The 26,380-nt window shown below is 67.8% G+C and carries 29 protein-coding genes, 2 tRNA genes and 1 pseudogene; 12 read left to right on the top strand and 20 right to left on the bottom strand.

The features are described from left to right. Window positions 1-6: 6 nt before the first annotated feature. The 3 genes from ACFWU2_RS09365 to ACFWU2_RS09355 all read right to left on the bottom strand — a co-directional run bounded on the left by ACFWU2_RS09365 (window position 7) and on the right by ACFWU2_RS09355 (window position 3,371). Entirely contained in the window at window positions 7-1,242 is a 1,236-nt protein-coding gene (locus ACFWU2_RS09365; RefSeq protein WP_378604362.1) for a saccharopine dehydrogenase family protein, read from the bottom strand. A gap of 127 nt (window positions 1,243-1,369) precedes the next feature. Then, a complete protein-coding gene (locus tag ACFWU2_RS09360; protein ID WP_378604359.1) occupies window positions 1,370-1,753 on the bottom strand; it encodes a universal stress protein in 384 nt (127 codons plus the stop codon). 145 nt (window positions 1,754-1,898) lie between these two features. Beyond that, on the bottom strand, window positions 1,899-3,371 hold the full coding sequence (locus ACFWU2_RS09355) for an SDR family NAD(P)-dependent oxidoreductase (RefSeq protein WP_378604356.1): 1,473 nt from the start codon (window positions 3,369-3,371) through the stop codon (window positions 1,899-1,901). 86 nt (window positions 3,372-3,457) lie between these two features. Here ACFWU2_RS09355 and ACFWU2_RS09350 point away from each other — a divergent pair, with 86 nt between their 5' ends. Beyond that, window positions 3,458-3,700: a hypothetical protein gene (locus ACFWU2_RS09350; protein WP_378604353.1), complete on the top strand. Its 243-nt coding sequence runs from the start codon at window positions 3,458-3,460 to the stop codon at window positions 3,698-3,700. 105 nt (window positions 3,701-3,805) lie between these two features. Here ACFWU2_RS09350 and ACFWU2_RS09345 read toward each other — a convergent pair whose 3' ends face one another. Further along, window positions 3,806-4,180 (bottom strand): YdeI family protein, encoded by a 375-nt coding sequence (locus ACFWU2_RS09345; protein WP_378604350.1) that lies wholly within the window; start codon window positions 4,178-4,180, stop codon window positions 3,806-3,808. 1 nt (window position 4,181) lies between these two features. Then, window positions 4,182-4,601: a VOC family protein gene (locus tag ACFWU2_RS09340; RefSeq protein ID WP_378604347.1), complete on the bottom strand. Its 420-nt coding sequence runs from the start codon at window positions 4,599-4,601 to the stop codon at window positions 4,182-4,184. A gap of 93 nt (window positions 4,602-4,694) precedes the next feature. Here ACFWU2_RS09340 and ACFWU2_RS09335 point away from each other — a divergent pair, with 93 nt between their 5' ends. Then, window positions 4,695-5,639, top strand: a complete 945-nt coding sequence (locus ACFWU2_RS09335) for a helix-turn-helix transcriptional regulator (RefSeq protein ID WP_378604344.1) — start codon at window positions 4,695-4,697, stop codon at window positions 5,637-5,639. A gap of 28 nt (window positions 5,640-5,667) precedes the next feature. Here ACFWU2_RS09335 and ACFWU2_RS09330 read toward each other — a convergent pair whose 3' ends face one another. The 5 genes and pseudogenes from ACFWU2_RS09330 to ACFWU2_RS09310 form a co-directional block, all read right to left on the bottom strand. After that, a complete protein-coding gene (locus ACFWU2_RS09330; protein WP_378604341.1) occupies window positions 5,668-6,081 on the bottom strand; it encodes a lipopolysaccharide assembly protein LapA domain-containing protein in 414 nt (137 codons plus the stop codon). A gap of 307 nt (window positions 6,082-6,388) precedes the next feature. Further along, a complete protein-coding gene (locus ACFWU2_RS09325) occupies window positions 6,389-6,976 on the bottom strand; it encodes an aminoglycoside 6-adenylyltransferase (protein ID WP_378604338.1) in 588 nt (195 codons plus the stop codon). Between the two features lie 17 nt (window positions 6,977-6,993). Beyond that, window positions 6,994-7,299, bottom strand: a pseudogene (locus tag ACFWU2_RS09320) (aminoglycoside 6-adenylyltransferase); the annotation flags it as partial. Window positions 7,300-7,520: 221 nt separating this feature from the next. Then, window positions 7,521-7,606: transfer RNA gene (locus ACFWU2_RS09315), tRNA-Leu, on the bottom strand. Between the two features lie 213 nt (window positions 7,607-7,819). Continuing rightward, window positions 7,820-7,905 (bottom strand) — tRNA-Leu (locus ACFWU2_RS09310). Between the two features lie 118 nt (window positions 7,906-8,023). Between ACFWU2_RS09310 and ACFWU2_RS09305 the strand changes: the two genes are divergently transcribed. Together ACFWU2_RS09305 and ACFWU2_RS09300 are read left to right on the top strand one after the other, a co-directional pair. Then, window positions 8,024-9,376: a M20/M25/M40 family metallo-hydrolase gene (locus ACFWU2_RS09305; protein WP_378604335.1), complete on the top strand. Its 1,353-nt coding sequence runs from the start codon at window positions 8,024-8,026 to the stop codon at window positions 9,374-9,376. A 32-nt stretch (window positions 9,377-9,408) separates the two neighbouring features. Further along, a complete protein-coding gene (locus ACFWU2_RS09300) occupies window positions 9,409-9,951 on the top strand; it encodes a YbhB/YbcL family Raf kinase inhibitor-like protein (protein WP_296550139.1) in 543 nt (180 codons plus the stop codon). Window positions 9,952-10,025: 74 nt separating this feature from the next. Here ACFWU2_RS09300 and ACFWU2_RS09295 read toward each other — a convergent pair whose 3' ends face one another. The 8 genes from ACFWU2_RS09295 to ACFWU2_RS09260 form a co-directional block, all read right to left on the bottom strand. Further along, on the bottom strand, window positions 10,026-11,096 hold the full coding sequence (locus ACFWU2_RS09295; RefSeq protein WP_378604332.1) for a quinone-dependent dihydroorotate dehydrogenase: 1,071 nt from the start codon (window positions 11,094-11,096) through the stop codon (window positions 10,026-10,028). Window positions 11,097-11,136: 40 nt separating this feature from the next. Continuing rightward, window positions 11,137-11,391, bottom strand: a complete 255-nt coding sequence (locus ACFWU2_RS09290; protein WP_169622208.1) for a DUF5703 family protein — start codon at window positions 11,389-11,391, stop codon at window positions 11,137-11,139. A gap of 2 nt (window positions 11,392-11,393) precedes the next feature. After that, window positions 11,394-12,398 carry a hypothetical protein gene (locus tag ACFWU2_RS09285; protein ID WP_378604330.1) on the bottom strand — a complete coding sequence of 335 codons (1,005 nt, stop codon included), beginning with the start codon at window positions 12,396-12,398 and terminating at the stop codon, window positions 11,394-11,396. Window positions 12,399-12,532: 134 nt separating this feature from the next. Next, complete coding sequence (locus ACFWU2_RS09280) at window positions 12,533-13,381, bottom strand: heme ABC transporter ATP-binding protein (RefSeq protein ID WP_378604328.1); 849 nt, start codon at window positions 13,379-13,381, stop codon at window positions 12,533-12,535. Then, window positions 13,378-14,493 carry a FecCD family ABC transporter permease gene (locus tag ACFWU2_RS09275; protein ID WP_378604325.1) on the bottom strand — a complete coding sequence of 372 codons (1,116 nt, stop codon included), beginning with the start codon at window positions 14,491-14,493 and terminating at the stop codon, window positions 13,378-13,380. Before ACFWU2_RS09275 ends, ACFWU2_RS09280 begins: the two co-directional genes overlap by 4 nt. Further along, window positions 14,490-15,515 carry a hemin ABC transporter substrate-binding protein gene (locus tag ACFWU2_RS09270; RefSeq protein WP_378604322.1) on the bottom strand — a complete coding sequence of 342 codons (1,026 nt, stop codon included), beginning with the start codon at window positions 15,513-15,515 and terminating at the stop codon, window positions 14,490-14,492. The genes ACFWU2_RS09275 and ACFWU2_RS09270 overlap by 4 nt, the downstream gene beginning before the upstream one ends. 2 nt (window positions 15,516-15,517) lie before the next feature. Continuing rightward, complete coding sequence (locus ACFWU2_RS09265) at window positions 15,518-16,183, bottom strand: heme oxygenase (biliverdin-producing) (protein WP_378604319.1); 666 nt, start codon at window positions 16,181-16,183, stop codon at window positions 15,518-15,520. Window positions 16,184-16,271: 88 nt separating this feature from the next. Beyond that, entirely contained in the window at window positions 16,272-17,210 is a 939-nt protein-coding gene (locus tag ACFWU2_RS09260) for an aldo/keto reductase (RefSeq protein ID WP_378604316.1), read from the bottom strand. Window positions 17,211-17,404: 194 nt separating this feature from the next. On the opposite strand from ACFWU2_RS09260, the gene ACFWU2_RS09255 reads away from it, so the two are divergent. The 6 genes from ACFWU2_RS09255 to ACFWU2_RS09230 all read left to right on the top strand — a co-directional run bounded on the left by ACFWU2_RS09255 (window position 17,405) and on the right by ACFWU2_RS09230 (window position 22,349). After that, on the top strand, window positions 17,405-18,250 hold the full coding sequence (locus tag ACFWU2_RS09255; RefSeq protein ID WP_378605173.1) for an undecaprenyl-diphosphate phosphatase: 846 nt from the start codon (window positions 17,405-17,407) through the stop codon (window positions 18,248-18,250). 63 nt (window positions 18,251-18,313) lie between these two features. After that, window positions 18,314-19,042, top strand: a complete 729-nt coding sequence (locus ACFWU2_RS09250; protein WP_378604313.1) for a histidine phosphatase family protein — start codon at window positions 18,314-18,316, stop codon at window positions 19,040-19,042. 45 nt (window positions 19,043-19,087) lie between these two features. Next, complete coding sequence (locus ACFWU2_RS09245; protein ID WP_378604310.1) at window positions 19,088-19,675, top strand: DUF3090 domain-containing protein; 588 nt, start codon at window positions 19,088-19,090, stop codon at window positions 19,673-19,675. Window positions 19,676-19,677: 2 nt separating this feature from the next. Continuing rightward, window positions 19,678-20,487 carry an SCO1664 family protein gene (locus tag ACFWU2_RS09240; protein WP_378604307.1) on the top strand — a complete coding sequence of 270 codons (810 nt, stop codon included), beginning with the start codon at window positions 19,678-19,680 and terminating at the stop codon, window positions 20,485-20,487. A 59-nt stretch (window positions 20,488-20,546) separates the two neighbouring features. Then, window positions 20,547-21,788: a cysteine--1-D-myo-inosityl 2-amino-2-deoxy-alpha-D-glucopyranoside ligase gene (mshC, locus tag ACFWU2_RS09235; RefSeq protein WP_378604304.1), complete on the top strand. Its 1,242-nt coding sequence runs from the start codon at window positions 20,547-20,549 to the stop codon at window positions 21,786-21,788. A 39-nt stretch (window positions 21,789-21,827) separates the two neighbouring features. Further along, complete coding sequence (locus ACFWU2_RS09230; RefSeq protein ID WP_378604301.1) at window positions 21,828-22,349, top strand: metallophosphoesterase family protein; 522 nt, start codon at window positions 21,828-21,830, stop codon at window positions 22,347-22,349. Here ACFWU2_RS09230 and ACFWU2_RS09225 read toward each other — a convergent pair whose 3' ends face one another. Continuing rightward, window positions 22,350-22,892, bottom strand: a complete 543-nt coding sequence (locus ACFWU2_RS09225) for a TetR family transcriptional regulator (protein ID WP_378604298.1) — start codon at window positions 22,890-22,892, stop codon at window positions 22,350-22,352. Window positions 22,893-22,978: 86 nt separating this feature from the next. Between ACFWU2_RS09225 and ACFWU2_RS09220 the strand changes: the two genes are divergently transcribed. Together ACFWU2_RS09220 and ACFWU2_RS09215 are read left to right on the top strand one after the other, a co-directional pair. Then, a complete protein-coding gene (locus ACFWU2_RS09220) occupies window positions 22,979-24,541 on the top strand; it encodes an MFS transporter (protein ID WP_378604295.1) in 1,563 nt (520 codons plus the stop codon). A gap of 101 nt (window positions 24,542-24,642) precedes the next feature. Continuing rightward, window positions 24,643-25,530, top strand: coding sequence for an alpha/beta fold hydrolase (locus tag ACFWU2_RS09215; protein WP_378604292.1), 888 nt, complete (start codon window positions 24,643-24,645; stop codon window positions 25,528-25,530). An 18-nt stretch (window positions 25,531-25,548) separates the two neighbouring features. On the opposite strand, the gene ACFWU2_RS09210 is transcribed toward ACFWU2_RS09215, so the two are convergent. Continuing rightward, window positions 25,549-25,986 (bottom strand): carboxymuconolactone decarboxylase family protein, encoded by a 438-nt coding sequence (locus tag ACFWU2_RS09210; protein ID WP_378604289.1) that lies wholly within the window; start codon window positions 25,984-25,986, stop codon window positions 25,549-25,551. Window positions 25,987-26,380: the final 394 nt, after the last annotated feature.

Genomic DNA, 26,380 nt, shown 5'->3' with positions numbered 1-26,380 from the left:
ACCAGGTCAGGGGAGGCGGCGTGCGGAGATCTCGAAACCGGCGTCGCGCAGGCGGTCGGTGAGGACGTCGCCGAATGCGACCGCCGGTGTGAGAACTCCGCCGCCCGCATGCAGGGCGGATCCACCCGAGGCGAGCGAGAGTGCAGACTCCGCCAGCATGACAGCGGTCGCCTTGTAGCCGGGGTCGCCCTGCGCTGCGAACCGTGCGGTGTACCGTGCGCCGGATTCCGTTGTCGTATAGAGGTCGACGGTGAAATGGCCCGATTCCCGGGTCTTTTCGGACGGACCTTCACCTGGAGCCGGCAGCACCTTGTCGAGCAGGAAACGGGTGGGCGGAAACGCCAGTCCCGCCGCAAGCGCTCCGCTCCCCGCCGCGACGACACCGGCGAGCACCGGAGAGAACGCGGACGATCCGACGCTCATGACCTCCCGGTACGCAAACTTCTTTCCGTACGCCCAGTTCGTGAGCGCGTTGCTGCGGCGCACGACGCGGGTGTTGTAGGACGCCATGACGAACGGCGCCTTCCAGCCCGACAGTTCCGGGGCGATCGACTTGCCGTCGACCATGGCGAAGTCGTTCTGGCGCCCGAGGTCGGGTTCCTGTGCGGGGTCGGGGGACAGGGAGTACGGCCGGGCCGCGATCTTGCGGGCGGCAGAATCCTTGCGCACGGCGTCGAGTTGCACCCGCATCGAGTCGATCGTGCCCCCGCTGATCCCGCCGCGCAGCGAGGTCAGGACGAACGTCGTGTCGGTGAGGGCACCGGCATCGTCCGCCTCCGCCGCCCGGAACAGCGCGTGGACGCCCAGATCGGAGGGGATGGAGTCGAAACCGCACGAGTGGACGATGCGTGCACCGGTGCGCCGGGCGACGTCGTCGAATCGATCGATGCTCTCCCGATGGAACAGCACTTCGCCGGTGAGATCGACGTAGTCGGTTCCGGCTTCGGCACACGCTTCGACCAGTGGCAGACCGTATTTGGCGTACGGGCCGACGGTGCTGATGACCACGCGCGTCGCGCGTGCCAGTGACGCCAGGGAGACCGGGTCGTCGGAGTCGGCTTCGATCAGTGGCCAGTCGGTGCCCAACTCGCCACGCACCTTCTCGAGGCGTTCGACGGACCGGCCGGCCAGTCCGACGGCGACGCCGGTGGGCAGATGCGCGGCGAGATAGGCAGCGGTGAGCCGCCCGACGAATCCGGTGGCGCCGTAGACGACGATGTCGAGGTCACGTGAGGCAGTCATGTGACTCACCTTACTGCCGGGTAAGTCCGGGTGCGAAGCGCATCACATCCGTAGGACGTCGCGGAACCGACCGCGAGCATGACGCCTCAGGCGTCGGGTGAACAACCGGCGCACTCCCGAGTCCGGCTCATGCTGCCTTGACGACCAGGACCGGAACCCCGACCTCGATCAGCAAACGCTGCAGCGGGCGTTCGAGGAGGAACTTGCCGACCGCGTTCTTGCCACGGCTTCCCGCCACGACTCGTTCTGCTCCGCTGCGAGCCACGAGATCGATCACGGCGCCGACCCGATCACCGTCGTGCACCTCGGTGCACAGATCCCAGTCGTCGTTCCCGAGAACCTCGCGGACGGCGGCGCGCACCTTCTCCTCCTGTGCCCGGGCGACAGCACCGTCGTCGTCGAGAACGTGGAGGACGACAAGCCGCTCGTCCCGATCGGCCGCTTCGCGCGCTGCGGCGACGAGTGCGGCACGACCCTCCGGGCTATCGGTATGGACCACGGCGACAGACATAACTCTCCTCGGGCGGTGGAACTGCGGCGATCGTGTCCATTATCTCCGCGCTCGAGGTCCGCTCGCTCCACCTGACGGTGTGCAACGGGCCTCCGAACGCCGTTCGTGTCGGCCCGCTCTCAGACGCGGAACGACACCCGGCGCGTCACCACGGGGCGGGACGGTAGTCCTTCAGGAAACAGCCGTACAGATCCGTACCGGCCTCGCCTTGCACGATCGGGTCGTAGACGCGGGCCGCACCGTCGACCAGATCGAGAGGAGCGTGGAACCCCTCCTCTGCCAGTCGCATCTTGGTGTGGTGGGGACGCTCGTCGGTGATCCAGCCGGTGTCGACTGCCGTCATGAGAATGCCGTCCTCGAGCATCTCCTCGGCGCTGGTCCGTGTGAGCATGTTCAGTGCGGCCTTGGCCATGTTGGTGTGCGGATGCCCGGCGCCCTTGTAGCGGCGACCGGCGAACTGGCCCTCCATCGCGGAGACGTTCACGATGTACTTACGGCGGGCGGGGGAGGCCGCCATGGCCGGCCGCAACCGGTTGACCAGGATGAACGGGGCAACCGAGTTGCACAGCTGAACCTCGAGAAGCTCGAGTGGCTCCACTTCGCCGACGGTCTGCACCCAGCTGTTGGTGTGCACGAGATCGGGAAGCAGGCCACCCGCGTCGACCGCGATACCGGCGGCGACCCGTTCGGGTGTCGCCGACCCGGCCACGAGCGCGAGTGAGGTCAGCGCGTCACCGGACAACTCCGCGGGCAGTGCGCCGGTCAGCGCCGCCGGATGCGCGTCGGAGGGCTTGCCGAAGGTGAGCACTTCGGGAAGCGGTCCCGCCGGCAAGGGGCCCGATTCGGCGTCGGCGAGCGCCGAGTAGGCACCGGGGGAGCGGCGCACGGTCTGGGCAGCGTTGTTGATGAGGATGTCGAGGGGGCCTTGCGCAGCCACGTCCTCGGCGAGTGCGACGACCTGGGCCGGATCGCGGAGGTCGATTCCGACCACACGCAACCGGTGCAGCCAGTCGCCGCTGTCCTCCATCGCGGAGAAACGGCGGATCGCGTCGTTGGGGAACCGGGTGGTCACGGTGGTGTGGGCGCCGTCGCGGAGCAGTCGTAACGCGATGTACATACCGATCTTGGCGCGACCGCCCGTGAGCAGCGCGCGGCGGCCCGTCAGGTCGGTGCGGGCGTCGCGTTTGGCGTGGTTCTCGGCCGCGCACGACGGGCAGAGCTGGTGGTAGAAGGCATCCACCTGCGTGTAACGGTCCTTGCAGATGTAACAGGGGCGCGGACGCAGCAGCGTCCCCGCACTCGCGCCGCTCGTCGAGGAGGTGATCGGGACACCGGCGGTTTCGTCGTCGATCCGGTTGGGAGACCCGGTGGCCGTCGCCGAGATCACCTCGCGGTCCGCCGCGGCCTTGCGCCCACGGGTTTCCTTACGCCGCATCTGCTTGAATTTCTTGAACATGTGCCCGACCGCGCGCTGCACAGTCACGGCGTCCGGATGCTCGGCGTGGAGCTCGGCGGCCTGGTCGAGAACTCTCAGGCAGATTTCGAGGTCGGCGGGATCGATGCGATCGGTACCGAAGGTCTCGCTGGTCGAAGTCAGGGTGTCGCTTTGGGGGTTCATCTGCCTTTTCCGTGTGGTGCTGTACCAATAATGATATCGGGCGTGGTTGTCGCGCCCGTGATCGCTATGCCACACCAGGAGGAACGATGAGCCGGACCGTGACGACACGGACGTCGAAGAAGACCAGGTTTGCCGAGATGGCTCCTTGGAAGCAGGCACTGGTTCTGACACTCGCGTCGGTGCAGTTGTCGTTGGCGGCGACGGCCTGGGCGGATCTCGCGACACGTCCGGCAGAGAAGGTCAACGGCAGCAAACTCAAGTGGGCGCTGGTGATCGCGGTGAACTTCTTCGGACCGATCCGCTACTTCCGCAAGGGACGCCGACCCTGAACCGGTTCTCGCGGACGTCGACCAGCCCGGCGTAAGGCCCCGAACCGAAAACGGTTCGGGGCCGTGCACTTCCGATAATTCAGCTCAGCGGCGACGGCCCCGGACCTACGCCCGTTCGCGCGGATCGGCGGGCGTTGCCTGCCAGGTGCCCCGCACTTTGGCGAGGTCGATCGCTGCCTGCCCTGCCTCGGTCATCAGGCCCTGCGCGACCATCCGCTCGGCGCGTTCCCGGTTCAGCGCACTCCACGTGCTCGTCGGCCGCCGGGGGCTGAACCGCAGCCGCGAACTGTGAGCGTCGTGCTTGCGGTGGAGGCCGTCGATCCAGCCGTAGCAGAGTGCGTGCTCGACCGCCTCGTGGTATCGCAGGCTCGGCCTTCCACTGTCTTTGTGCGCGATGATCAACCAGACCTCGGTCTCGGACCGGCCGTGGGTGCCCAGCCATTCGCGCCATTCCTCTGCAGTAGTCGCCAGGACATCCATGTCAGGAACCCTTCGTCGACTCGACGACATCGAGATAATGCTGGTTGTACATCACGCCGAGCGCGTTGCCGAACGGATCGACGACCGACGCAGTCACGAACCCCGGTCCGCGCTCGGTCACGTCCTCGTGCGGCGTGGCCCCCATCGACAGCAAGCGTTCGTATGCCGCCTGGACGTCGTCGACGGCCCAGTAGGTCAGCGCCGAGCCCAGTTCCGCGCTGCCTCGGCCCGGAGCGGTGAACCGGCGGTCGATGAATCCGAGTTCGTGCTGGAAGTCACCGATGCGGAATTCTGCGTACGCCGTCGTCCCCTCTGCTTCACGGACGAAGTAGGGCTCGATGCCGAGCAGTTCGGTGTACCAGCTCACGGCAGAGTCGAGGTCGTCGACGACGAAGTTGGTGGTGGTCAGTCCTCGCAGCATGGCGGTTGTTCCTTTCTCGTTCTTTTTCGGTGAGACCCACTCTTCCTCGTGAAGTGCTCATCAACTGAGCACTTTTCCGGGGATAGTGGAGCCATGCGCGCAGACCGGCTTGTCGCGGCCCTGTTGTTTCTCCAGCAGAGGGGTCGGGTGACCGCCGGGCAGCTCGCGGACGAACTCGAGGTGTCGGTGGCAACGGCCCGGCGCGACCTCGAAGCGCTGTCGATGGCGGGGATTCCTGTCTACCCGCAGCCCGGGCGTGGTGGTGGCTGGTCGCTGGTCGGCGGTGCCCGCACGGACCTGAGTGGATTGTCGGCCACCGAGACGCAGGCGCTATTTCTTCTGGTCGGCCCGTCCGCCGCGATCTCGGGGGAGGCCAGGATCGCTCTGCGCAAGCTCGTCCGCGCCCTTCCTCAGACCTTTCGTGCCGACGCGGAAGCGGCTGCCGGCGCCGTCATGAGTGACCGCACGGGGTGGAGCGGACTCGGCCGGCCGCGGCCGGACGCTGTCGATTTCTTGCAGAACGCCGTGGTGCGACGTCGGAAGGTGCGGCTCACCTACACCAACGCGCTGGGGGACCGGTCGGTGCGCACGGTCGCTCCGTGGGGCCTCGTCGACAAGGACGACATCTGGTACCTGATCGCGGGCACGGAGCGTGGGCAGCGCACCTTTCGCGTCGACCGGATCGCGGAGGTCGAGGCGACCGAGGAGATCGCCGAACGTCCCGACGACTTCGCGCTCGACCGGGCGTGGAACGAGGTGGTGGGCGAAGTTGAGCAGAAGCGTTCCGGCACTTGGGCAACCGTCCTCATCGAGACCCGTTACGTCCCGATCCTGCGTGACCACTTCGGTCGCCACTGCCACGTCGACGCCGAGTGCGACGACGGGCGCAGCCGGGTCCGAATCGCTGCGCCCACCCCGCGTGACATCGCTCGCAACCTGGCCGGCTGGGGTGGGGCGGTCGAGGTGCTCGATCCCGTCGCGTTGCAGCACGAACTCGCGCGGATCGGGGCTGAACTCACGCAGCGGTACGGCGGCTGATCTTCTCGGCCGCCGTACTCGTCGTGTCCTACTGTCCGTTGGTGAGTGTGTGCTGTCGGTTGGCGGCGTGGCGGAGTTGCAGGATCCGCAAGCCCCCGGTGAGTGCGACGATCACCGCTCCGGCGATCGCGGCGAACAACAGTGCCACACCCAGCGGCAGCGAGAAGTCCCACCCGAAGAGTTCGAGCGTGATGCTGTCGAGGTTCTGCAGGATGAATACCAACAACAACAGCAAGATCAGGATGCCGGCCAGCAGCGCAATCCAGAGAGCACCGGTCCGGGTGTGCCTGATGCCTTTACGCCGTTCGAGGTCGGGGTGCAGATCGCCGGGGGAGTCGGGGTCCGGCGTCGTGCCCGACGAGGGGACAGAGGCGCCGCTGTGCCGCGGGGAGGGCGAGTAGTCGGGGTTCGACTCGCCTGGGCCTCGAGAACTGGTTGACATGCCGTCGGGTACCCCCGCATCGTTCCGATTACTCGGATTCCGGGCAGGCACTTCGCCCTAGTTGCCCTCAATTCTGCGTTGACCGGAGTGCGCGCCCTTCGAACGACCTATCGCAGGGAATATCGAATGAAATACCGAACCGTACGGAATCCCTAGAAATGCAGAATCATTCCCAGAAACCCCCAGCAAGGACAGCGCGCCGATTCCGGGGCCGGTCTCGTGAATGGGGATTACCTCGACTGATCCCGCATTCTGTTTCGAATGCAGCCGGTACGGGCACCACCTGCGGCTTGATCCTGCCGGGCCGCTAGGCGGGCGCGGAGAGATCACCTGTTGCGGGAAGTTCCGTCGGAGTTGCTCGAACGCCCTCGGTGTCGGCCTGCAGAACCCGGCCGATGTGTTGTGTGACCGCTGGGAGGAGCCCGAGATCGGGAAGTGGATTCACGGCAGCGATTTCGGCGACTGCCTGCGCATACAACTCGGTGGTGGCGCGCAGTGCGCGGGACAGATCGTCGCGGGTGTAGAGAGCGAACAGTTCGGGGATGCGGTCGTGATATGCGGGGGCGAGCCATTCATCGATGTGATGGCCGTTGTGCCTGGTGTCCACCGGGTCGACCCTCAGCAACCTGGCATGCCACTCCAGCACGGCCAGTAGCAGTGACCGAATTCCCTCCAGCCGTAAGTGAGCCGGCCACAGGTCGCCGCGTGCGATGTAGATGGGGATCTGGGTCGCCTCGAACCAGAACTCTCGCTGATTCGACACGAACTCGGACTCGGTCGGCCGAGCCTCGGTGGGCGGGCCGGTGGGAGTGGGAAGCGCGGCGGCGATCCCGGTCTTGTCCAGGAGCACGCGGTAGCCGCGCTGGTAGAGCGGGTCCAGGCCACCATCGACCATCCGGGTGCCCGCTCCCGGCCTGAAAGGGTCAAGTCGATCTTCCGTCCACCAGCCAGGACAACGAGGTATGTCGGCCAGTCCGGTGCGTGGTCCTCCTCGTTGGCGAGATGAATGCTCACCAGTTGGTCTCCGGGCGGTGCTGCCCAACCGTCGTTACCGGCCAAAGCGGGCACGGCAGGACCGACGAGTTCGATATCGAAATCGGAGAAGCGATCGACTCGCTCGTTGCGTGCGCGGGAACCGGTCTGGATCACAACCTCGATGCCATCGTGAGCCGACGCGAACGCGACGATGCGGTCGACGACTTCGGCGGGGGACTCCATGCGCAACATCTGCCACGGACGACCGCGATGATCGGGCTCTCACTTCGACCTCTCGGGCGAGATGAGGCGGCACTCGGTCGAGACCGTGGTGGCGTCGGAAAACGTCGACTTTGTCGCTGTCGCTGTCGGTGAGGTTTTCGGTGCCGACATACGAAAACGAGGCCACAATCTCTTTCGAGTTCGTGACCTCGTGTGGTTGCAGTTCGTGGAACTGCCGGGAGTGTCCGAGGGGGGACTTGAACCCCCACGTCCGTTAATAGGACACTAGCACCTCAAGCTAGCGCGTCTGCCATTCCGCCACTCGGACCGACGTCCACGAGGGACATGCCGGTAGCACCCGCTCCCGCGGGCGCTGAAGAAAACAGTAGCGCATTCCGGGGCCGATTCCCAAAACGCCACGACATCGCAGGGGAGCGGACAGCGGGGCTACTCAGCAGCCACGAACCGGCAGTTGCCGACACCACGACAAAGGCCCCGAACCTTGCGGTTCGGGGCCTTCATCGTCTGTCTCAACGCAGAGTGTCCGAGGGGGGACTTGAACCCCCACGTCCGTTAATAGGACACTAGCACCTCAAGCTAGCGCGTCTGCCATTCCGCCACTCGGACTCATGCTTGCGCCCGCTCCGGCGGGTGCTGTGAAAGACTATCCCACCGAGGCGCCCGCCCCAAATCGGCACGCTCACCTGCACTGATCCGGGACAGGGGCAATGGTAGACATGCATGCATGGCCACACACCCGAGTGCTCACCGTCCCTCCCGGGCTGAGTCGGAGGTCGTCGACCTCGTCTCCCGGTTGATCCGCTTCGACACCACCAACACCGGCGATCCCGCGACCACCCGTGGCGAGCGCGAGTGTGCCGAATGGGTTGCCTCGCTCCTGGAAGAGGTGGGCTACGAGACCGTCTACGTCGAGTCCGGCGCGCCGGGTCGCGGCAACGTCTTCGCGCGCCTCGCAGGCTCCGACCCTTCCCGCGGTGCGCTCCTGCTGCACGGGCACCTCGACGTCGTGCCTGCCGAACCCGCTGACTGGAGCGTGCACCCGTTCTCCGGTGCCGTGGAGAACGGCTACGTCTGGGGGCGCGGCGCGGTCGACATGAAGGACATGGTCGGCATGATGATCGCGGTCGCGCGGTACTTCAAAGCCGAGAGCATCGTCCCTCCCCGAGATCTCGTGTTCGCCTTCCTCGCCGACGAGGAGGCCGGCGGCAAGTACGGGTCGCAGTGGCTCGTCGAACACCGGCCCGACCTGTTCGAGGGCGTGACCGAAGCAGTCGGGGAAGTGGGCGGCTTCTCGCTCACCGTGCCGCGTCCCGACGGCAGCGAACGCCGCCTCTACATGGTCGAGACGGCAGAGAAAGGAATGGGCTGGCTGCGTCTGACCGCAACCGGTGTCGCGGGCCACGGCTCGTTCTTGCACGAGGACAACGCCGTCACCGTGCTCTCGCAGGCAGTCGCGCGACTGGGATCCCACACGTTCCCGCTCGTCGTCAACGATTCGGTTGCGGAGTTCCTGGCCGTGGTCGGGGAGGAGACCGGACTCGATCTGGATCCGTCGTCCCCGGACCTCGACGGAACCCTCGCGAAACTCGGGTCGATCGCCCGGATCGTCGGCGCCACCCTTCGCGACACGGCGAACCCGACCATGCTGGACGCGGGCTACAAGGCCAACGTGATCCCTCGGACCGCGCACGCGATGGTCGACTGCAGAATTCTCCCCGGTCGCCTCGCCGAGTTCGAACGCACCGTGGACGAACTGATCGGCCCGAACGTCACGCGTGAATGGATCACGAGCCTCGAGTCGTACGAAACCACGTTCGACGGCGATCTCGTGGACGCGATGAACGCTGCGATCCTCGCGCACGACCCCATCGGGCGCACCGTTCCGTACATGCTTTCCGCCGGGACCGACGCGAAGGCGTTCGCGCGACTGGGTATCCGGTGCTTCGGCTTCGCGCCTCTGCAGTTGCCGCCCGAACTGGACTTCGCTGCCTTGTTCCACGGGGTGGACGAGCGTGTCCCCGTCGACGCACTGCACTTCGGCACTCGCGTCATGGAACACTTCCTCATGCACGCCTGACCCAGTTGTATCCCGATCACGAAAGGACCGGTATGGCCTTCGATTACGACCCGTACAAGTTCCTGCCCGCGTTGCCGACGTTCGAGGTCACCAGCGAAGACTTCGCCGAGGGTGAGGAATGGAAACTCCCTCAGGCGAGCGGAGCGTTCGGGATTCCCGGAGGCGGCGACGTCTCGCCGCAGCTGTCCTGGTCCGGGTTTCCGGCGGAGACCAAGAGCTTCGTCGTCACCGTGCTCGACCCGGATGCACCTACCGGTTCGGGATTCTGGCATTGGGCCGTCGCGAACATTCCGGCCACTGTCACCGAGTTGCCCACGGGCGCCGGGACTCCCGGAGCGCCGGGTCTGCCCGAGTCCGCCGTGACGCTCCGTCACGACGGCGGCGCGCACGGATTCATCGGCGCTGCGCCCCCGGCCGGTCACGGCTACCACCGCTACATCGTCGCGGTGCACGCACTCGACGTCGACGTTCTCGATGGTGTCACGGCCGATTCGAGCCCGGCCTTCCTCGGCTTCAACGTCTTCGGCCACGCCATCGCGCGCGGACTTCTCACGGGGACCTACGAGGTCGCCTAGATCTACAACGGCGGGTGACATCGAGGCACGTGTTGTGCTCCGATGCCACCCGCCGTGACGGTTCCGCCGGGGTTCTACACCCGGGCTCCCGCGCCGACGGCATCCGCGATCGACCGGTAGCCGTGGGCACGCAGTTTGCGCGCGATGCCCCTGTTGATACGGCGTGCCCACAGGCCTCCGCCGTAGATGAAACCGGTGTAGCCCTGCACCAGTGACGCTCCCGCGAGGATGCGTTCCCACGCCTGTTCCGCAGTTTCGATGCCGCCGACGGACACGATCACCAGACGGTCACCGACGCGGTGATAGAGCCGTTGGAGAACCTCGAGCGAGCGAGCCGCCACCGGAGGACCGGACAGGCCGCCGGCACCGATCTCGTCGATGCGCGCCGAGTCGGTGCGGAGACCGTCGCGGCGGATGGTGGTATTGGTGGCGACGATGCCGGCAAGCCCCAGTTCGAGCGCGAGATCGGCGACGGCGTCGATGTCGTCGTCCGACAGGTCCGGCGCGATCTTCACGAACACCGGCACCGTCACGGTCTCGAGCACCGCAGCGAGCAGCGGGCGCAGGGACGCAACGGCCTGCAGGTCGCGAAGTCCGGGAGTGTTCGGGGACGAGACGTTGACCACGAGGAAGTCGGCGAGTGGCCCGAGCAGGCGGGCGCTCTCGGTGTAGTCGGCGGTCGCGTCCTCCGCGGGCACGACCTTCGTCTTGCCGATGTTTGCGCCGATCGGGACGGTGCGGCGACGCTGCCGTAGCCGGTTGGCGGCCTCACCCGCACCGTGGTTGTTGAAGCCCATCCGGTTGACCAGCGCACGATCCGCGGGGAGCCGGAAGAGCCGGGGCGCGGGATTGCCGGGTTGTGCCTGCGCGGTGACAGTCCCGATCTCGGCGAATCCGAAACCCAACGGTCCCCATACGTCCACACCCGTGGCGTCCTTGTCGAAGCCGGCAGCGAGCCCGAGCGGCGCGGGGAAGTCCACCCCTGCGACGGTGTTGCGCAGGATCGGGTCGTCGGTGACGAGAACCTTCGAGACAAGTGCCCGGGTGGGCGCGAACCGCGTCACCAGCCGCATCGCGAAGAATGCGAGGTGGTGCGCACGTTCCGGGGGGAGAAGGAACATCAGCCGAAGAAGCAAGCGGTACACGGGCAACTCCCTGCGGGCCCGGCGGCGGCCGGGGTTCGGATCAGCGGACGGTGGGATGGGGAACGGGTTGGCCGGTCTTGCGGCGGCGCAGCAACACCCGGCGACTACCGTCGGGATAGAGCCGCAGGCGCGTCAACTCCCAGCCGTGGAACTCGGCGGAGATCGCCAGGCGAAGCGACGCACTCACCCGGGACACGTCGCGCGGGAGCCGCAGCGGTGCGTATTCGTACTCGTCGTTACTGGTGTCCCAGTCGACGGGGAGTCGGGTGAACCGGCTGAATCGCTCGTTTGCCATCTCTACCCTTCGATCGGGATCCTCTGCAGTCCGTCGCCGGTCGCCGAGGCGATCACCAGCGTCCCATCAGCCGGGTCGACGGCAACCGAATTCGGCTGTCGCACGGTCGCGAAACGATGGCGTTCCTCCGCGGTCCCGGTCGACAGATCGTAGCCCACCACCTCATTGCTGCCGGTCAACGTCACCCATACCAAATCGCGCTGTTCGTCGTACGTAACAGCGTACGGAGCGGGGCCGACGGGGTAGCGCTGCCGCAGGATGAGCGAGTCGATCGTGTAGACGAGCAGTTCCTCGCCGGTCGTATCGGTGACGAGCACCCGCCCGTACGGATCGGTGGCCAGCTGGGTTGCGCCGCGTCCGGCCCGCAATGCCGCACCGAGATGCGCGTCCTCGATGTCGATGGAGGTGAGCGAGGTCTGCCTGCGGTCGAGAGCGGCGACCGAGTCGCCGTTGACGGCGATCAGGTCGGTCGAGGCGAGTCCCGAGATTGTCTCCGCGACCTCACCGGTGTCCGGCGCGACGACCAGTACCCGGCCGTCGGCCGTGCCCACTGCCCACCGGCCGTCGCTCAGAACCGCAGCCGAGAGGGCGTCGGCGTCGACGGGAACTTCGGTGACCGCACCGTCAGTGGTGTCGACCTGCGCCACGACGCCGGACGCGGGTGCGAGGACGGTGCCGTCCCGTCCGGCTACCACGGTGGCCGCCGCGGCCGGAAGATCCACGACGCGGGGTTCGGCAGCGCCGTCGTCGAGGAGAAGCAGACGGGTCCCGTCGTCGGCGAGGGCGACCAACGTGCCGGTGTCGGGCTGGACGACCAGGGCATCGACCCGGTAGTCGAACGGGCGAACGTTGCCGGCGGCCTCGGGTGCCACGCTGGGGGCGGACGCGGGGGTGGCGGGTTCGATGGTCTGGAGCGTGTCGGACGCGTTCTCCGACGAGCAGCCGGCGAGTACCGCCACCGCGACTCCCCACACCAGCGCGGTCCCACGGATACCGGGTCTGCCCATCGTTCTCGCTCCTCGTCGTCGCGTCGCTTCACGCGCCGGCACGGTCCGCGGCGGCGCGTAGCTTCCAGTGTTCCTGATCGCCGTTGTCTCGCCGCACCCGGCTCGGGGCCGTCGCGGTGCCTGTGACGCGCGGCTCACTTCGCGGAGGATGTCCTCGCGCGCCGCGGGAGGACGAGCGGAGTCCCGGTTTCCGGGTGCTGCGTCACGCGAACCTGATAGTGGTAGACCCTCGCCAGGAGGTCTTCGGTCAGGACCGCGGCGGGCGGGCCTTCGGCCGCGATCAGGCCGTTCTCGAGCACGCAGATCCGGTCCGCGTAGGCGGCTGCCAGACCGAGGTCGTGCAGGACCACCACGACAGCGTGGCCTTGGTCGGCGCGATCCCGCACGACCCGCATGACCGATTCCTGATGGCCGATGTCGAGGGCTGCGGTGGGCTCGTCGAGCAGCAGCGTTTCGGTGTCCTGCGCGAGCACCCGCGCGAGCGCGACCCGGGCCCGTTCGCCACCCGACAGCGCAGGAAAGGGCCGGTCGGCGAGGTGCGTGACGTCGCAGGTCGCGAAGGCGTCTGCGACGATCCGGTCGTCGTCGTCCTGCCGCGGGGTGCGCGACCATGCCGCACGACCCATGCACACCACCTGTCGGGCGGTGAACGGGAAACCGACGGCATGGTGCTGCGGCAGCACCGCGCGCCTGCGGGCAAGGGCAAGCGGCGACCAGTCACCGAGCGGTCGTCCGTCGACCTCGATGCGTCCACCGCTGACCGGGAGGTCACCGGTCAGTGCGGCGAGCAGGGTGGATTTGCCGGCACCGTTGGGGCCGACGAGCGCGAGCACCTCACCCACCCGCACCTCGAGGTCGACGCCGCGGAGGATCTCCCGGGTGCCCCGGCTCAGCCGTACCCCGGTTGCGCGCATGGTGGCGGTGCCGAGCCCGGATCGCGGTGGTACCACGCGGTCCTCGCGTCGGTGCAGCAGGCGGCTCATGCCCAGCCTCCTTGTTGGGCGCGGGTGCGGCGCAGCATCCAGAAGAAGGCCGGACCGCCGATCAGCGCCGTGATCATGCCGAGTGGCAGGTCGGCGTTCTCGACGAGGGTGCGCGCGCCCAGATCGGCTGCGAGCAGAACGACGGCGCCCGCCAGAACGCTCGCGCAGATGAGCACGCGATGCGCCGGGCCGAGAAGCATGCGCATCAGATGGGGCACCACCAGACCCACGAACATGATGATTCCCGTGAAGGCGACTGCGGCGCTGACCAGGACCGCCACCACGACGATCGAGACCTGGCGCACCCGCTCGACATCGACGCCGAGATGCCGCGCCACGTTTTCGCCGAGCGCGAGGAGGTCGAGTTTGGGAGCCAGCACGACGGCGGCCGCGACGCCCACAACGGTCAAGGGAGCGACCACGGAGACGGTGTCCCAGGTGGCCCCGCCGAGGCTGCCGAGTTGCCAGAAGACGATCTGGTCGCGGGCGGCGGGATTGGCGACGAAGGTGAAGAAGGCGATGAGACCCCCGGCAACGGCGTTGACCGCGACACCCGTGAGGATGACGGTGACGACCTCGGTACGTCCGTCGGAGCGCGACAGCATGTAGACGAGCGCGGTGGTGACCAGACCGGAGAGCAGAGCCGCCCACGCGAGCGACCACCCGGACGTGAACGCGCCACCGAGCACGATGACTGCGGACGCGCCCACCGCGGCTCCGGAGGACACCCCGATCACGCCGGGTTCGGCGAGGGGATTGGCGAAGATGCCCTGCAGAAGCGCCCCGGAGCAGCCGAGCGCGGCCCCGACCAGCATCGCGAGCGCCACGCGCGGGAACCGCACCTCCCACAGCGTCACTTCACCGGCGGGATGCGCGGGCATCGGCCCGAGGTCCAGACCGATGCGGTGCAGCAGGCTTCCGACCACTTCCGCGGGACTGGTGGGGACCTGCCCGAGACATGCGGACACGACAGCGAGGATCAGCAGTGCTGCGCCGAGGCCCGCAAAGACGACGGTGGTGCGTCCGATGCCTGCTTTCTCGCCCGTCCCGCCGGGGGCCACCGGATCGTCGGCGGTACCGCTGAGGGGGCCGCCGGGGCGACCCGCGGTCATGCGGTATCCGTCCGGTACAGCGCTTCGACGAGTGCTCCCAGCACTTTTCCGGTGTCGGGACCGAAACTGAGCAACACCGAATCGTCCATGTCGACGATGTTCAGCGCCTTCCCGGCGGGCGTCTGTGCCACACCCGGAAGGGCTGCGAGACCGTCCGGGCCACCGACGGATTCGAGACTGTGCGTCATGATCAGGATGACGTCGGGTGAGGACGCGATCATCGCCTCACTGGTGATGGGCACGAACTGGGATTCGAGACCGGCGAGGATGCCGGCGTCGCGTGCCCCCGCGGCGGCGACCAGTGCGTCTGCGCCCGATCCCGGTCCGCCGAGCATCTTGATCGCCGAACCGCGCAGGTAGAGGAAAGCCACGGTGAGATCGGGTTTGTCGGACGGGACGGAGTCGCGCGCCGCGGTGATCTCGTCGAGAGTGCGCCGGGTCAGCGCCGCGCCGGCTTCCGGCACGCCGAGGGCTGCCGCGACCATCTCGATGCCGGGGGCGACGGTGTCGAGATTGCGCTCGGGGTCGACGAACACCACCGGCACTCCGGTCGCGCGGATCTGTTCCTGCACCGCGAGCGGGCCGATGGAGGTGTCGGTGAGCACGACGGTCGGGTTCAGCGCGAGGATGGCTTCCGCGTTGAGGCTGTGGCCGCCCGGCGTCACATTGGGAATGTGTTCGCCGGCAGGGTAGATCGCGGTCGACCGTCCGACGATGTTGCCGCCGAGGCCCAGCGAGTGCACGGTCTGGGCAAGGGTTCCGGAGCGGTCGGCGACCACGATCCGGGAGACATCGGTGACGGTGACATCCACGCCGTCGGCACCGCGCACGGTGGCGGGCAGGGTCGGCGACGGGGTTGTTCCGATCGGACGGGGGTTGCGGTCGTCGACCACGGCGGTGCGGTGACCTGTCGCAACGGAACTGGACGGGCCGTCTCCGGCGGGCGAGCTACACGCACCGGCGAACGTGGTGGCGAGGACGAGCAGCAGGACGGTCAGCGTCGTGCGGGGCGAGACGGACATCGTCAGGCCTGAACCCGGTAGCGGTCGATGTGTGCGGCAAGGTCCTGGAACAGCGCGCGGTTGAGGCCGTAGACGAGGATTGCCTCGTCGATCACTGCCTGCTGCTGGTCGCTGTCGAGCGGGGCGGCATCCAGCTTGGCGCGGTAGGCGTCCTTGAACGGCTTGGGCTTGGGGATGCCGTCGAAGATGTAGAACCGCAGACCGTCCCGTTCGTACCCATAGGCACGCTCGAGCATCCGGCGGATGATCTGGCCGCCGGACAGGTCGCCGAGGTACCGCAGGTAATGGTGGGCGACGAACGCTTCCGGTGAGGACGCCGCTACCTGCTCGAGGCGCTGGACGTACGCGCTGGTCGCGGGGAGGGGAGTGATCCGGCTGCGCCAGTCGCTCCCGATCAGGAAGTCGAGGTCGGCTTCGAGGGCAGGGATGCGCAGCAAGTCGTCCGAGAGCAGCGGCCCGACGATCGGATCGTCGGTGTAGGTGCGGCCGATGCGTTCGAGCGCGTCGTAGAGGAACCACAACTGCGCGGTCAATTCGGCGTGGGCCTCGGCGGTGAGCTTGCCGGCGAGCAATTCGGAGACGAACACGGAGTTCTCGGTTTCCCGGTGCGCCTGCTGTGTATCGATCTTGATGCGCTCGGCGAATCCGGCGACCTCGATTGCGGCCATCGGCCGACCTCCCTGAATTCCGAATGATCTCACTCTTAGGGAGAGGGTAGCCTAACCTTTGCCAATTCGGCGAGGGTTGTGAACCCGGTTACGCGCTCACATCGTCGAGCGCGGCAGCGATCGCCGGCGGCAGCGCCAGTTCCTCGGCCACGAGCACCCCGGTGAGCTGTGCCAGGTCGCGCGCACCCACCAAAGTGGACGCCACCTGCGGCCGATCCCGGACCCACGCCAGCGCCACCGCGAGCGGCGAGGTTCCCAGCCCGTCGGCGGCCGTTGCCACCGCGTCCACCACGCGCACCGCGGCTTCGGTGAGGTAGCGGCGCACTTCTTCGGCATGGACCTCGTCGGCCCCGCGCGAATCCGCCGGCATCCCCGACCGGTACTTGCCGGTCAGCACACCACCGGCGAGGGGTACCGCCGCGAACACTCCGACACCGTGATGGGCCGCGGCCGGGACCAGTTCCTCTTCGACGCCGCGCGCGAGCAACGAGTACTCGACCTGCGTGCACACCATGGGGGCCGGTCGCCGTGCCGCTGCGGCGGCGGTCGCCAATTGCCACCCGAGGTAGCCGCGCACCCCGACATACCGGACGCGACCGCTCGCGACCGCGAACTCGAGTGCGGAGGCGACCTCTTCGATCGGAGTGTGCGGATCCCACGTCGCGACCTGCCACACGTCGAGGTGGTCGGTTCCCAGTTCCCGCAAGGTCGTATCGAGCTGGGTGAGCAACCCGCCACGCGAACAGTCGACGCGGCCGGACCCGATCTTGGTCGTGTCGATGCCCGAACTACCGGACAGCACGAGTTCGTCCCGGGGCACGACGTCGTCGAGCAGTTCCGCGAGGATGCGCTGCGACACCCCGTCGCCATACGCGGGAGACGTATCGACGAGTGTGCCCCCGGCGTCGACGAAAGCCGACAGCTGCGCCGCCGCCTCGTCGCCGTCGGTGCCACGACCCCACGTCAAAGTGCCCAAGCCGAGCCGCGACACGCGCAACCCGCTCGCACCGACAGTCCTGTATTCCATAGCGACCGCACTACCTCCCCGGCATCGGGATCGTGCGGTACCGCACCGCGCTCCCCGGGGGGCAAGCCTAGTGCCGAGGCGTACCGAGGGTGTTCCGGCGCGCCGAGAGCACCTTCGCCACGTACCCTTCCGCGAGTGAGGAACCAGCGCCGCGCCGTCTGCTGCTCGGCCGAGCACACGGAGGTCTCCGCATGATCGGCGAATCGATGACCTGGCTGCAGACGGTCGTGCTCGGAATCGTCCAGGGGCTGACCGAGTTTCTTCCCATCTCGTCGTCCGGCCACATGCGCATCGTCTCCGAGGTCTTCTTCGGCCAGGACGCCGGAGCATCGTTCACCGCGGTGACCCAGCTCGGCACCGAAGCCGCCGTGTTCGTGTACTTCGCCCGTGACATCTGGCGCATCGTCCGGGCCTGGTTCCGCGGCCTCGTCAACCGCGAGCGGCGCGCCGACCACGACTACAAGATGGGCTGGTACGTCATTCTCGGCACCATCCCCATCGGCATCCTCGGCATCGTATTCAAGGACGACATCCGCACGGTCGCCCGCAACCTCTGGCTCGTCGCGACGATGCTCATCGTCTTCTCGATCGTCATCGCGGCAGCCGAGTACTTCGGCAAACAACGTCGCGGCGTCGAGCAGCTCACCCTCAAAGACGGGCTGATCATGGGGTCGGCGCAAGCGCTGGCGCTGATTCCGGGCGTCTCGCGTTCGGGCGGCACCATTTCGGCGGGCCTGTTCCTCGGCCTCACCCGAGAAGCCGCGGCCCGCTATTCGTTCCTGCTCGCGATCCCCGCGGTCGTCGCATCGGGTCTGTTCAGCCTTCCCGACGCATTCGAACCGGTCGGGGAGGGGCTCAATGCGTCCGGACCGCAGTTGCTCGTCGCCACCGTCATCGCGTTCGGTGTCGGTTACGCCGCCATCGCCTGGCTGCTCAGGTTCGTCGTCAACCACTCGATGTACTGGTTCGTCGGTTATCGCGTCGCCCTCGGCGTCGTGGTGCTCGCGCTACTCGGCACCGGTGTGATCTCTGCGACGTGATCGGCCGATGACCCGCCGACTGTCTGCGGCGACGCCGCGTGTCGCGGCCTCTAGGCTGGATCCATGACGGTAATCCTGCTGCGCCACGGACGATCGACGGCGAACACCTCGCACGTTCTGGCCGGCCGTACCCCGGGTGTCGAACTCGACGAGGTCGGTCACATCCAAGCGAAGAATCTCGTCACCCGGCTGTCCGGGCTCGAGATCGCCGAGATCGTTCGGTCCCCGCTGCTCCGGTGCCGGCAGACCGTGGAGCCGTTGAGCCACGACCGCGGACTGACCCCGGTGGTCGAGGATCGGCTCGCGGAGGTGGACTACGGCGGCTGGACCGGCCGGGCACTGAAGGATCTGCTGCAGGAGCCGCTGTGGAAAGTGGTCCAGCAGCACGCGTCGGCGGCGGTGTTCCCCGACGGTGAGGGCCTGGCCCAGGTGCAGGCCCGCGCGGTCGCGGCGATTCGCGAGCACGACCGGCGCCTCGCCGATGCGCACGGCAAAGACGTCGTCTGGGTGGCCTGCACCCACGGCGACGTGATCAAGTCGATCCTCGCCGATGCGCTCGCCACCCACCTCGACGGATTCCAGCGGATCGTCGCGGAACCCGCATCGATCTCCGTCGTCCGGTACACGGACACGCGACCGTTCGTGCTGCGTATCAACGACACCGGCTCGGACCTGTCCGGGCTCGCCGGACCGGCCGCTCCCAAGTCGGTACCCGGTGGCGAGGTACCCGGCGGCGCTGCGGACGCCGACGAATCCGCAGGTGGAGAACCCGAGGGGAATACGGGCGGATAATGAGAATGTCCGGCATGGCAGAGTGGGTTGACTCGAGGAGGTGCGATGGCTCGCGCGATACACGTGTTTCGTACTCCGGACCGGTTCATCGCCGGCACCGTCGGTGAACCGGGTGACCGGGTGTTCTATCTGCAGGCCGTGCACGAGTCCAGGATTGTGAGCGTCCTGCTGGAAAAGCAGCAGGTGCAGATCCTCGCCGACAGGATGGGCCTGTTGCTCGAAGAGGTGCAGCGCAGGTTCGGCACAGCGGTACCGGACGAACTGCCCGTCGACATCGATCCGCTGGTAACGCCCATCGAAGCCGAGTTCCGGGTAGGCACCATGGGTCTGGGCTGGGACTCCGACTCCGGGGCCGTTGTCGTCGAGCTGCTTGCCGTCACCGACACCGAACTCGACGAGTCCGTCGTCCTCGACGACACCGAGGAAGGGCCCGACGCCGTTCGGGTGTTCCTCACCCCGGTGCAGGCCCGCGAATTCGCCGCGCGCTCGGACATGGTGATCGCGGCAGGACGAGCGCCGTGCCCGCTGTGCGGTGAGCCCATCGGCGGCGACGGCCACATCTGCATACGCACCAACGGATACCTGCGTACTCCCGGCTTCGATCCGGCGTCCTGGTTCGGCGAGGAGAGCTGACGGTGACCCCCGTCGCCGACCTGCGCACCGTTCTGACCGAAGGTGAACTCACCGTCATCGGTCAGATCGCCCACGCCAGCAACGCGACGCTGGTGTGCGATGCGCGCTACGGCGGCACCGTCGTCCGCTGCGTCTACAAGCCCGTGCGCGGCGAACGGCCACTGTGGGATTTCCCGGACGGCACCCTCGCCGGCAGGGAGGTCGCGTCGTACCTGATCTGTGAGGCGCTCGGCTGGGGTGTCATCCCGCTCACGGTGCTCCGCGACGGGCCGTTCGGCCCGGGGATGGTGCAACGCTGGATCGACACCCGCGACCCCTCCGACGGACCGGCGGACCAGCTGGACGTGGTCGATCTCTACCCGGCCGGGGATGTTCCCGAAGGGTGGCTGCCCATCCTCCGGGCCCGCGACCTCGAGGGTGACGACGTCCTGCTCGTCCACGCCGACGACCCGCGCCTGCACCGAATGGCGGTGCTCGACCTCGTGCTCAACAATGCCGACCGCAAGGGCGGGCACGCCCTCGAAAGTGTCGACGGCAACGTCTACGGGATCGACCACGGCATCTGCCTGCACCGCGACGACAAGCTCCGGACGGTGCTGTGGGGGTGGGCCGGCGACCCCATCGACCCCGCACTGCTCACCGACCTCGACAAACTCGCTCGCCGCCTCGAGGGTGAGTTCGCCGAAGTGTTGCGCGAGTACATCACCGCCGACGAAGTCGAGGCGCTGCGGCGGCGAATCGAGACACTCCTCGAGCACCCCGTCATGCCCCGGCCTCTCGGCGAGCGCCGGATTCCGTGGCCTGCCTTCTGAAGTTCTGACCGCCGGGTGCCCCGGCAGGGGCGCCGCTCCGCTCCACTACTCTCGTATCCATGCAGTCTTGGTCCGACGTCGCGATCCCCTCCGTCCCCGGTGAGGGGCCCCCGTTGCGGTTGTTCGACACCGCGGATCGCGCGGTGCGCCCCGTCACACCCGGCGCGACCGCCACGATGTACGTCTGCGGCATCACCCCGTACGACGCCACCCACCTCGGGCACGCCGCCACCTACCTGGCCTTCGACCTCGTCAATCGCATCTGGCGCGACGCCGGACACGACGTGCATTACGTGCAGAACGTCACCGACGTCGACGACCCCCTGTTCGAGCGCGCGGAACGCGACGGCGAGGACTGGATGGTCCTCGGAATGCGGGAGACCGCACTGTTCCGCGAAGACATGGAAGCGCTCCGGGTGTTGCCGCCCCGCGACTACATCGGTGCCGTCGAATCGGTGAACGAGGTCGTCGAACTCGTCGAGAAGCTCGTCGCATCGGGCGCCGCCTACACGGTCGACGATCCCGAGTACCCCGACGTGTACTTCCGGGTGGACGCCACCGAGCAGTTCGGATACGAATCCGGGTACGACCACGACACGATGATGCGGTTCTTCGCCGAGCGCGGCGGCGATCCCGACCGTGCGGGCAAGCGCAATCCGCTCGACGCGTTGCTGTGGCGCGCGCAGCGGCCGGGGGAGCCGGCATGGCCGTCTCCGTTCGGTGACGGCCGCCCGGGCTGGCACATCGAGTGCGCCGCGATCGCCCTCAACCGCATCGGCAGCGGTTTCGATGTGCAGGGGGGTGGCAGCGACCTGATCTTCCCGCACCACGAGTTCTCGTCCGCACACGCCGAAGCCGTCACCGGCGATCGCCGTTTCGCGCGGCACTACGTCCACACCGGCATGATCGGTCTCGACGGCGAGAAGATGTCCAAGTCGCGCGGCAACCTGGTGTTCGTCTCCAAGCTGCGCGCGCAGGGCGTCGACCCCTCCGCGATCCGCCTCGGTCTGCTCTCCGGGCACTACCGCACCGATCGGGCCTGGACCGACGAGGTGCTCGCCGACGCGCACACCCGCCTCGCGCTCTGGCGCGAGGCGGCGGCGCTGAAGTCGGCGCAGTCCGCCGACGACACCATCGCGAGGTTGCGCCAGCACCTCGCGGACGATCTCGACACCCCGAAGGCTCTTGCGGCCCTTGATGGTTGGGCCCGGTTCGCGGTCGAGCAGGGTGGCGACGATGCGTCGGCGCCCGGCCTGTTCGCGGACGCGGTCGACGCGCTGCTGGGTGTCCCTCTGCGGTAGTAGGCGGCATACCCGAGCAGGGCGCGGCACACTGGGCAGATGAGGTTGCTGTTGCTGGCCGACACCCACGTCCCCGCACGGGCGCGCGTGCTCCCCGCCGCCGTGTGGGACGAGGTGGACCGCGCCGACGTCGTCGTCCACGCGGGCGACTGGATCGACGTCGGCCTACTGGATTCTCTCGAGGAACGTGCACGACGCCTGGTCGCATGCTGGGGCAACAACGACGGACCCGCGCTGCGGGAGCGGCTTCCGGAGATCGCGCGGGTGACGCTCGACGGAGTACGGCTCGCGGTGGTGCACGAGACCGGCGCCTCGACCGGGCGGGAAAAGCGCATGGCGACGGCCTATCCCGACACGGACGTACTCGTCTTCGGCCACTCCCATATCCCGTGGGACACAACAACCCTTAGCGGTCTGCGCCTACTCAATCCCGGCTCGCCGACGGATCGCCGCCGCCAGCCGCAGTGCACGTACATGACTGCGACGATCGAGAACGGTGCGCTGGGCGACGTCGAGTTGCACCGTCTCCCGGCGAAATCGAGCGGACCGGCGGGTCGCTGATCAGGCGCGTCCGTCGGTCATGCGTCGCACGACTTCGAGAAGTTCGTCCACGTCCTCCGGCGGTGTCTCGCTCGTCTCGCCCGACATCGCAGCGTTGTAGTACAGGCCGTCGCCGATCAGCATCACCGCTCGGGCGACGGCGGGGTCCTCGAGCGCGTCGGTGAGAACGTCCAGCCAGCCCTGGCGGATGCGGTGCAGTGCCTGCCGTGCGCGTTCGTTCGCGCCCTGGCTCAGACGCGTGGTCGCGATGATGGCTCGGTCGATGGGGGTGTCGGCGTACACCGAGGTGTGAATGTAGTACGCCGCAGGACCTTCCGGGGCTGTACGCATGAGTTCGGCGTCGTCGGCGGCGAGCTGTTCGACATGTTCGGCAAGACCCTCGATCAGGGCTGCTTTCGACGGGAAGTGGTAGAGGAGGCCGCCTTTGGAGACGCCGGCGGCGGCCGCGACCGCGTCGAGGGTGGCGGCTCGTTCACCGTGTTCGAGAAGGACCGACACGAATGCGTCCACAAGTTTGGTGCGGGCGGCAGGTGGGGGTGGCACCAGGCGATCCTACGACCTTCGTTACTATACCGTCCAGCTGGTACAGTAACGAACATTCCGGCCTTGACTTCGAAAGCACGAGATCCATGTCCACCACCCCTGTTTCCCCGCCCGACCTCTCATCGAGCGCCAAGGCGGGTCCTCGTGAATGGGCCGCGCTCGCGGTGCTCATGCTTCCGGTGCTGCTCGTCTCGGTGGACAACACCGTTCTGGCCTTCGCGCTGCCCGAGATCTCGTCGGCACTACAGCCCACCGGAGCGCAGCAGTTGTGGATCATCGACATCTACCCGCTGGTGCTTGCCGGTCTGCTCGTCGCGATGGGCAGCCTCGGTGACCGGATCGGGCGCCGACGCCTGTTGCTCATCGGCTCGACGGGATTCGCCGCCGTCTCCGTTGCGGCCGCCTATGCACCGTCCGCCGAATTGCTGATCGTCGCCCGCGGTGCGCTCGGCTTCTTCGGCGCGATGCTCATGCCGTCCACGCTGTCCTTGTTGCGCAACATCTTCCTCGACGGCGACCAGCGACGTTTCGCCATCGCGATCTGGGCGTCGTGCTTCGCGGCCGGCGCCGCACTCGGCCCGATCGTGGGCGGATTCCTGCTCGAGCATGCATGGTGGGGCTCGGTCTTCCTGCTCGCCGTGCCCGTCTTGATCCCGCTGCTCGTGCTCGCACCGATGTTCGTTCCCGAGTCGAAGGACCCGAACCCCGGCCGGGTCGACGTGGTGAGCATCGGACTGTCCATGCTCGCGCTGGCGCCGCTGGTATATGCGATCAAACGCCTCGCCGGCGACGGGACGGGTCCCGCCGCGCTCGTTCCCGCAGCAGTGGGGGTGCTCGCGCTGGTGCTCTTCGTCCGGCGGCAACTGCGCCGGAGCGACCCGATGCTCGACGTCCGGCTGTTTCGGGTACCGGCCTTCTCGGGCGCCGTCATCGTCAACCTGCTGTCGGTGTTCTCGCTGGTGGGTTTCCTGTTCTTCGTCTCGCAGCACCTGCAACTCGTCATCGGCCGCAGCCCGATGCAAGCCGGCATCGCTCTCGTTCCGGGACTGGCCGTCATGGTCGTCGCCGGGATGTCGGTGGTGCTGCTGGTGCGGTGGATCCGGCCGTCGTCGATCATCGTTGCTGCGCTGCTGTTGTCCGCGGTCGGCTACGGGCTCGTGTTCCTGATGGCCTCGCCGTCGGCCGTCACACCGATCATCGTCGCGTTCGCGGTGCTCGGCGCGGGCATCGGTGCGGCGGAGACGCTTTCGAACGACCTGATCGTCTCGAGCGTGCCCCCGACGAAGGCCGGTGCGGCGTCGGCGGTGTCGGAAACCGCGTACGAGATGGGTGCCGTGCTCGGAACCGCCGTACTCGGCTCGATTCTCACTGCGTCGTACACGTCCCACTTCACCGTTCCCGCCGGGATCGATGAGGCGCGGGCGGCCGCTGCGCAACAGACTCTCGGCGGCGCGCACGCGGTGGCCGAGACACTGCCCCCGGCGCAGGCCGAAGCTCTCCTGGCCGCCGCCGGATCCGCGTTCGACAGTGGAGTGGCGATCACGTCGGCGATCGGCGCCGCGCTGATGGTCGTGTCCGCGGTCGTCGCCTGGCGGATGCTGCGTCCGCGGCAGAGTGGACACGTCCGGGGCCCGGATTCCCTCGTATGAATCTGTAGGGCGGACGAACACTCGCGGTTACTTATTATTCCGCGTCACGTTAATCTGGGCGCCATACGTACTTCCAGTGCTGCGCGACATCGGGGGAGAACATGATCAGTCGTGTCGTCACCAACGGACCGACCCGGCTCCACGTCGTGGAGGAAGGCAACCCGGACGGACCGACTCTCGTCCTCGTCCACGGCTGGCCCGACACGCACGCCCTATGGGATCGGGTGACGCCGCTGCTCGCCGACACCTTCCGGATCGTGCGCTTCGACAATCGCGGCGCCGGGAAGTCCACCGTCCCCCGGGCCGTCGAGGACTACCGGCTCGAGCACCTCGCCGCCGACCTGTTCGCGGTGATCGACGCGGTCAGCCCGGACGAACCGGTACACCTGCTCGGTCACGACTGGGGTGCGGTCCTGTGCTGGGAAGCGGTATGCGAGCCGGTCGCCACCGGACGGATCGCGTCGTACACCTCGGTATCGGGGCCGAACCTGGACCATCTGGGCCTGTGGATGCGCCGGCGGGCGGGGGAGTTGCGGCTCCTCGGCCCCGGCGAGCAGGCGCTGGCCTCGTCCTACACCCTGTTGTTCCAGATCCCCGGAGTGCCGGCGCTCGTGCTGCGGGCATGGTTCGCCCGTCGCTGGCCCGCCTTCGTCGGACTCTTCGACCGGACGGACCCCGCGGCAATCGGGCCGGTCGCGCCGACCCTGCCCGACGACATGGCGCACGGACTGAAGCTGTACCGCGCCAATCTGCGTAGGCGGCTCGCCGGTCCGCGTGAGCGACGGACCGCGGTTCCCGTCCAGCTGGTTCTGAATCTGCGGGACCGGGCGGTGCGGCCGGTCGGGTACGAAGACACCGACAGATGGGTGACCGATCTGCGCGTGCACCCGTTGGATGCAGGCCACTGGTCACCTCGTTCGCATCCCGCTGAACTCGCCGACGCGACCGCCCGGTTCGTCCGCGACGTCGAGGCCGCTACCCGTCTGTAGCACCCAGGACCCGGCAGCTCAGGGTCCTACGGGATAACCGCTCGTGATCGCCACCCGGTTCCACGCGTTCATCACCACCGCGAGCCAGCCGACCGCAGACGCCTGCGCGGGCGTGAGGGACCCGTCGTCCCAGGCGTGTGCGTCCGGCACCGACAACCGCGTGACCTGCTCGGCCAGCGCGAGGGCCGCGCGCTCCTGGGACGTGAAGTACTGCGACTCCCACCACGCGGCCACTACCGCCAGCCGGTCGCTGGTCTCGCCCTTCCCGAGGGCATCACGGGTGTGCATGCGCAGACAGAACGCGCATCCGTTGATCTGTGAGATCCGGATCTTGACCAATTCGGCGAGCAGCGGGTCCAGATCGACCTGCCGGACTGCTTCTTCGGCCTGCTCGTTGAGACTCACCAGTTGCTTGTATGCGACGGGGTGTTGCTTCCCGAGATTGACGACGCTCATCCGGCTTCCCTTCGAAGGTTGGCGGCAGAACAAGTCTGTCAACGACGACCGGATTCCATCGGGAATCGGTGTGTTTCCGGTGCTCCTCGTTTCGCGTCGGTGCGAGCGCGCAAGCTCGGTGGTCTCACGCCGTGCCGGGGTAGGTCACGACACCGTCGGCACCGGCCTCCGGTACAGCACCCCACTGGCCCAGTCGATGCTGCCTCGGCTCGGAGCATGCCGCTGACGCCGGTCATGACGCGGTCCGAGCCCTCCGGTGGGCGCTGCTGCAGCAGGTCGACGAGACTCAGGGGCGCAGCGCCGGTCAATCGCTCGACCACCGTCACACGATGCCGGTGAAAAGGGGACGGTTCCGAATAGGCATTACCCGATGGATGCCGTCGGCGCGGTGTTA

Origin of the sequence: Rhodococcus sp. NPDC058639 (assembly GCF_042717545.1) — a bacterium.
Taxonomy (GTDB): Bacteria; Actinomycetota; Actinomycetes; order Mycobacteriales; family Mycobacteriaceae; genus Rhodococcus.
The sequence above is the reverse complement of the archived record's forward strand: the minus strand, read 5'-3'. Positions and strand labels throughout refer to the sequence as shown.

Coding starts and splice junctions, on each gene's coding strand:
- ACFWU2_RS09250 (WP_378604313.1), top strand. CDS start 18,314: ATGACGGTAATCCTGCTGCGCCACGGACGATCGACGGCGAACACCTCG.
- ACFWU2_RS09265 (WP_378604319.1), bottom strand. CDS start 16,183: ATGGCCGCAATCGAGGTCGCCGGATTCGCCGAGCGCATCAAGATCGAT.
- ACFWU2_RS09300 (WP_296550139.1), top strand. CDS start 9,409: ATGGCCTTCGATTACGACCCGTACAAGTTCCTGCCCGCGTTGCCGACG.
- ACFWU2_RS09275 (WP_378604325.1), bottom strand. CDS start 14,493: ATGACCGCGGGTCGCCCCGGCGGCCCCCTCAGCGGTACCGCCGACGAT.
- ACFWU2_RS09290 (WP_169622208.1), bottom strand. CDS start 11,391: ATGGCAAACGAGCGATTCAGCCGGTTCACCCGACTCCCCGTCGACTGG.
- ACFWU2_RS09210 (WP_378604289.1), bottom strand. CDS start 25,986: ATGAGCGTCGTCAATCTCGGGAAGCAACACCCCGTCGCATACAAGCAA.
- ACFWU2_RS09340 (WP_378604347.1), bottom strand. CDS start 4,601: ATGCTGCGAGGACTGACCACCACCAACTTCGTCGTCGACGACCTCGAC.
- ACFWU2_RS09280 (WP_378604328.1), bottom strand. CDS start 13,381: ATGAGCCGCCTGCTGCACCGACGCGAGGACCGCGTGGTACCACCGCGA.
- ACFWU2_RS09285 (WP_378604330.1), bottom strand. CDS start 12,398: ATGGGCAGACCCGGTATCCGTGGGACCGCGCTGGTGTGGGGAGTCGCG.
- mshC (WP_378604304.1), top strand. CDS start 20,547: ATGCAGTCTTGGTCCGACGTCGCGATCCCCTCCGTCCCCGGTGAGGGG.
- ACFWU2_RS09345 (WP_378604350.1), bottom strand. CDS start 4,180: ATGGATGTCCTGGCGACTACTGCAGAGGAATGGCGCGAATGGCTGGGC.
- ACFWU2_RS09270 (WP_378604322.1), bottom strand. CDS start 15,515: ATGTCCGTCTCGCCCCGCACGACGCTGACCGTCCTGCTGCTCGTCCTC.
- ACFWU2_RS09230 (WP_378604301.1), top strand. CDS start 21,828: ATGAGGTTGCTGTTGCTGGCCGACACCCACGTCCCCGCACGGGCGCGC.
- ACFWU2_RS09325 (WP_378604338.1), bottom strand. CDS start 6,976: ATGGTCGATGGTGGCCTGGACCCGCTCTACCAGCGCGGCTACCGCGTG.
- ACFWU2_RS09215 (WP_378604292.1), top strand. CDS start 24,643: ATGATCAGTCGTGTCGTCACCAACGGACCGACCCGGCTCCACGTCGTG.
- ACFWU2_RS09305 (WP_378604335.1), top strand. CDS start 8,024: ATGGCCACACACCCGAGTGCTCACCGTCCCTCCCGGGCTGAGTCGGAG.
- ACFWU2_RS09220 (WP_378604295.1), top strand. CDS start 22,979: ATGTCCACCACCCCTGTTTCCCCGCCCGACCTCTCATCGAGCGCCAAG.
- ACFWU2_RS09355 (WP_378604356.1), bottom strand. CDS start 3,371: ATGAACCCCCAAAGCGACACCCTGACTTCGACCAGCGAGACCTTCGGT.
- ACFWU2_RS09360 (WP_378604359.1), bottom strand. CDS start 1,753: ATGTCTGTCGCCGTGGTCCATACCGATAGCCCGGAGGGTCGTGCCGCA.
- ACFWU2_RS09350 (WP_378604353.1), top strand. CDS start 3,458: ATGAGCCGGACCGTGACGACACGGACGTCGAAGAAGACCAGGTTTGCC.
- ACFWU2_RS09365 (WP_378604362.1), bottom strand. CDS start 1,242: ATGACTGCCTCACGTGACCTCGACATCGTCGTCTACGGCGCCACCGGA.
- ACFWU2_RS09330 (WP_378604341.1), bottom strand. CDS start 6,081: ATGTCAACCAGTTCTCGAGGCCCAGGCGAGTCGAACCCCGACTACTCG.
- ACFWU2_RS09245 (WP_378604310.1), top strand. CDS start 19,088: ATGGCTCGCGCGATACACGTGTTTCGTACTCCGGACCGGTTCATCGCC.
- ACFWU2_RS09335 (WP_378604344.1), top strand. CDS start 4,695: ATGCGCGCAGACCGGCTTGTCGCGGCCCTGTTGTTTCTCCAGCAGAGG.
- ACFWU2_RS09260 (WP_378604316.1), bottom strand. CDS start 17,210: ATGGAATACAGGACTGTCGGTGCGAGCGGGTTGCGCGTGTCGCGGCTC.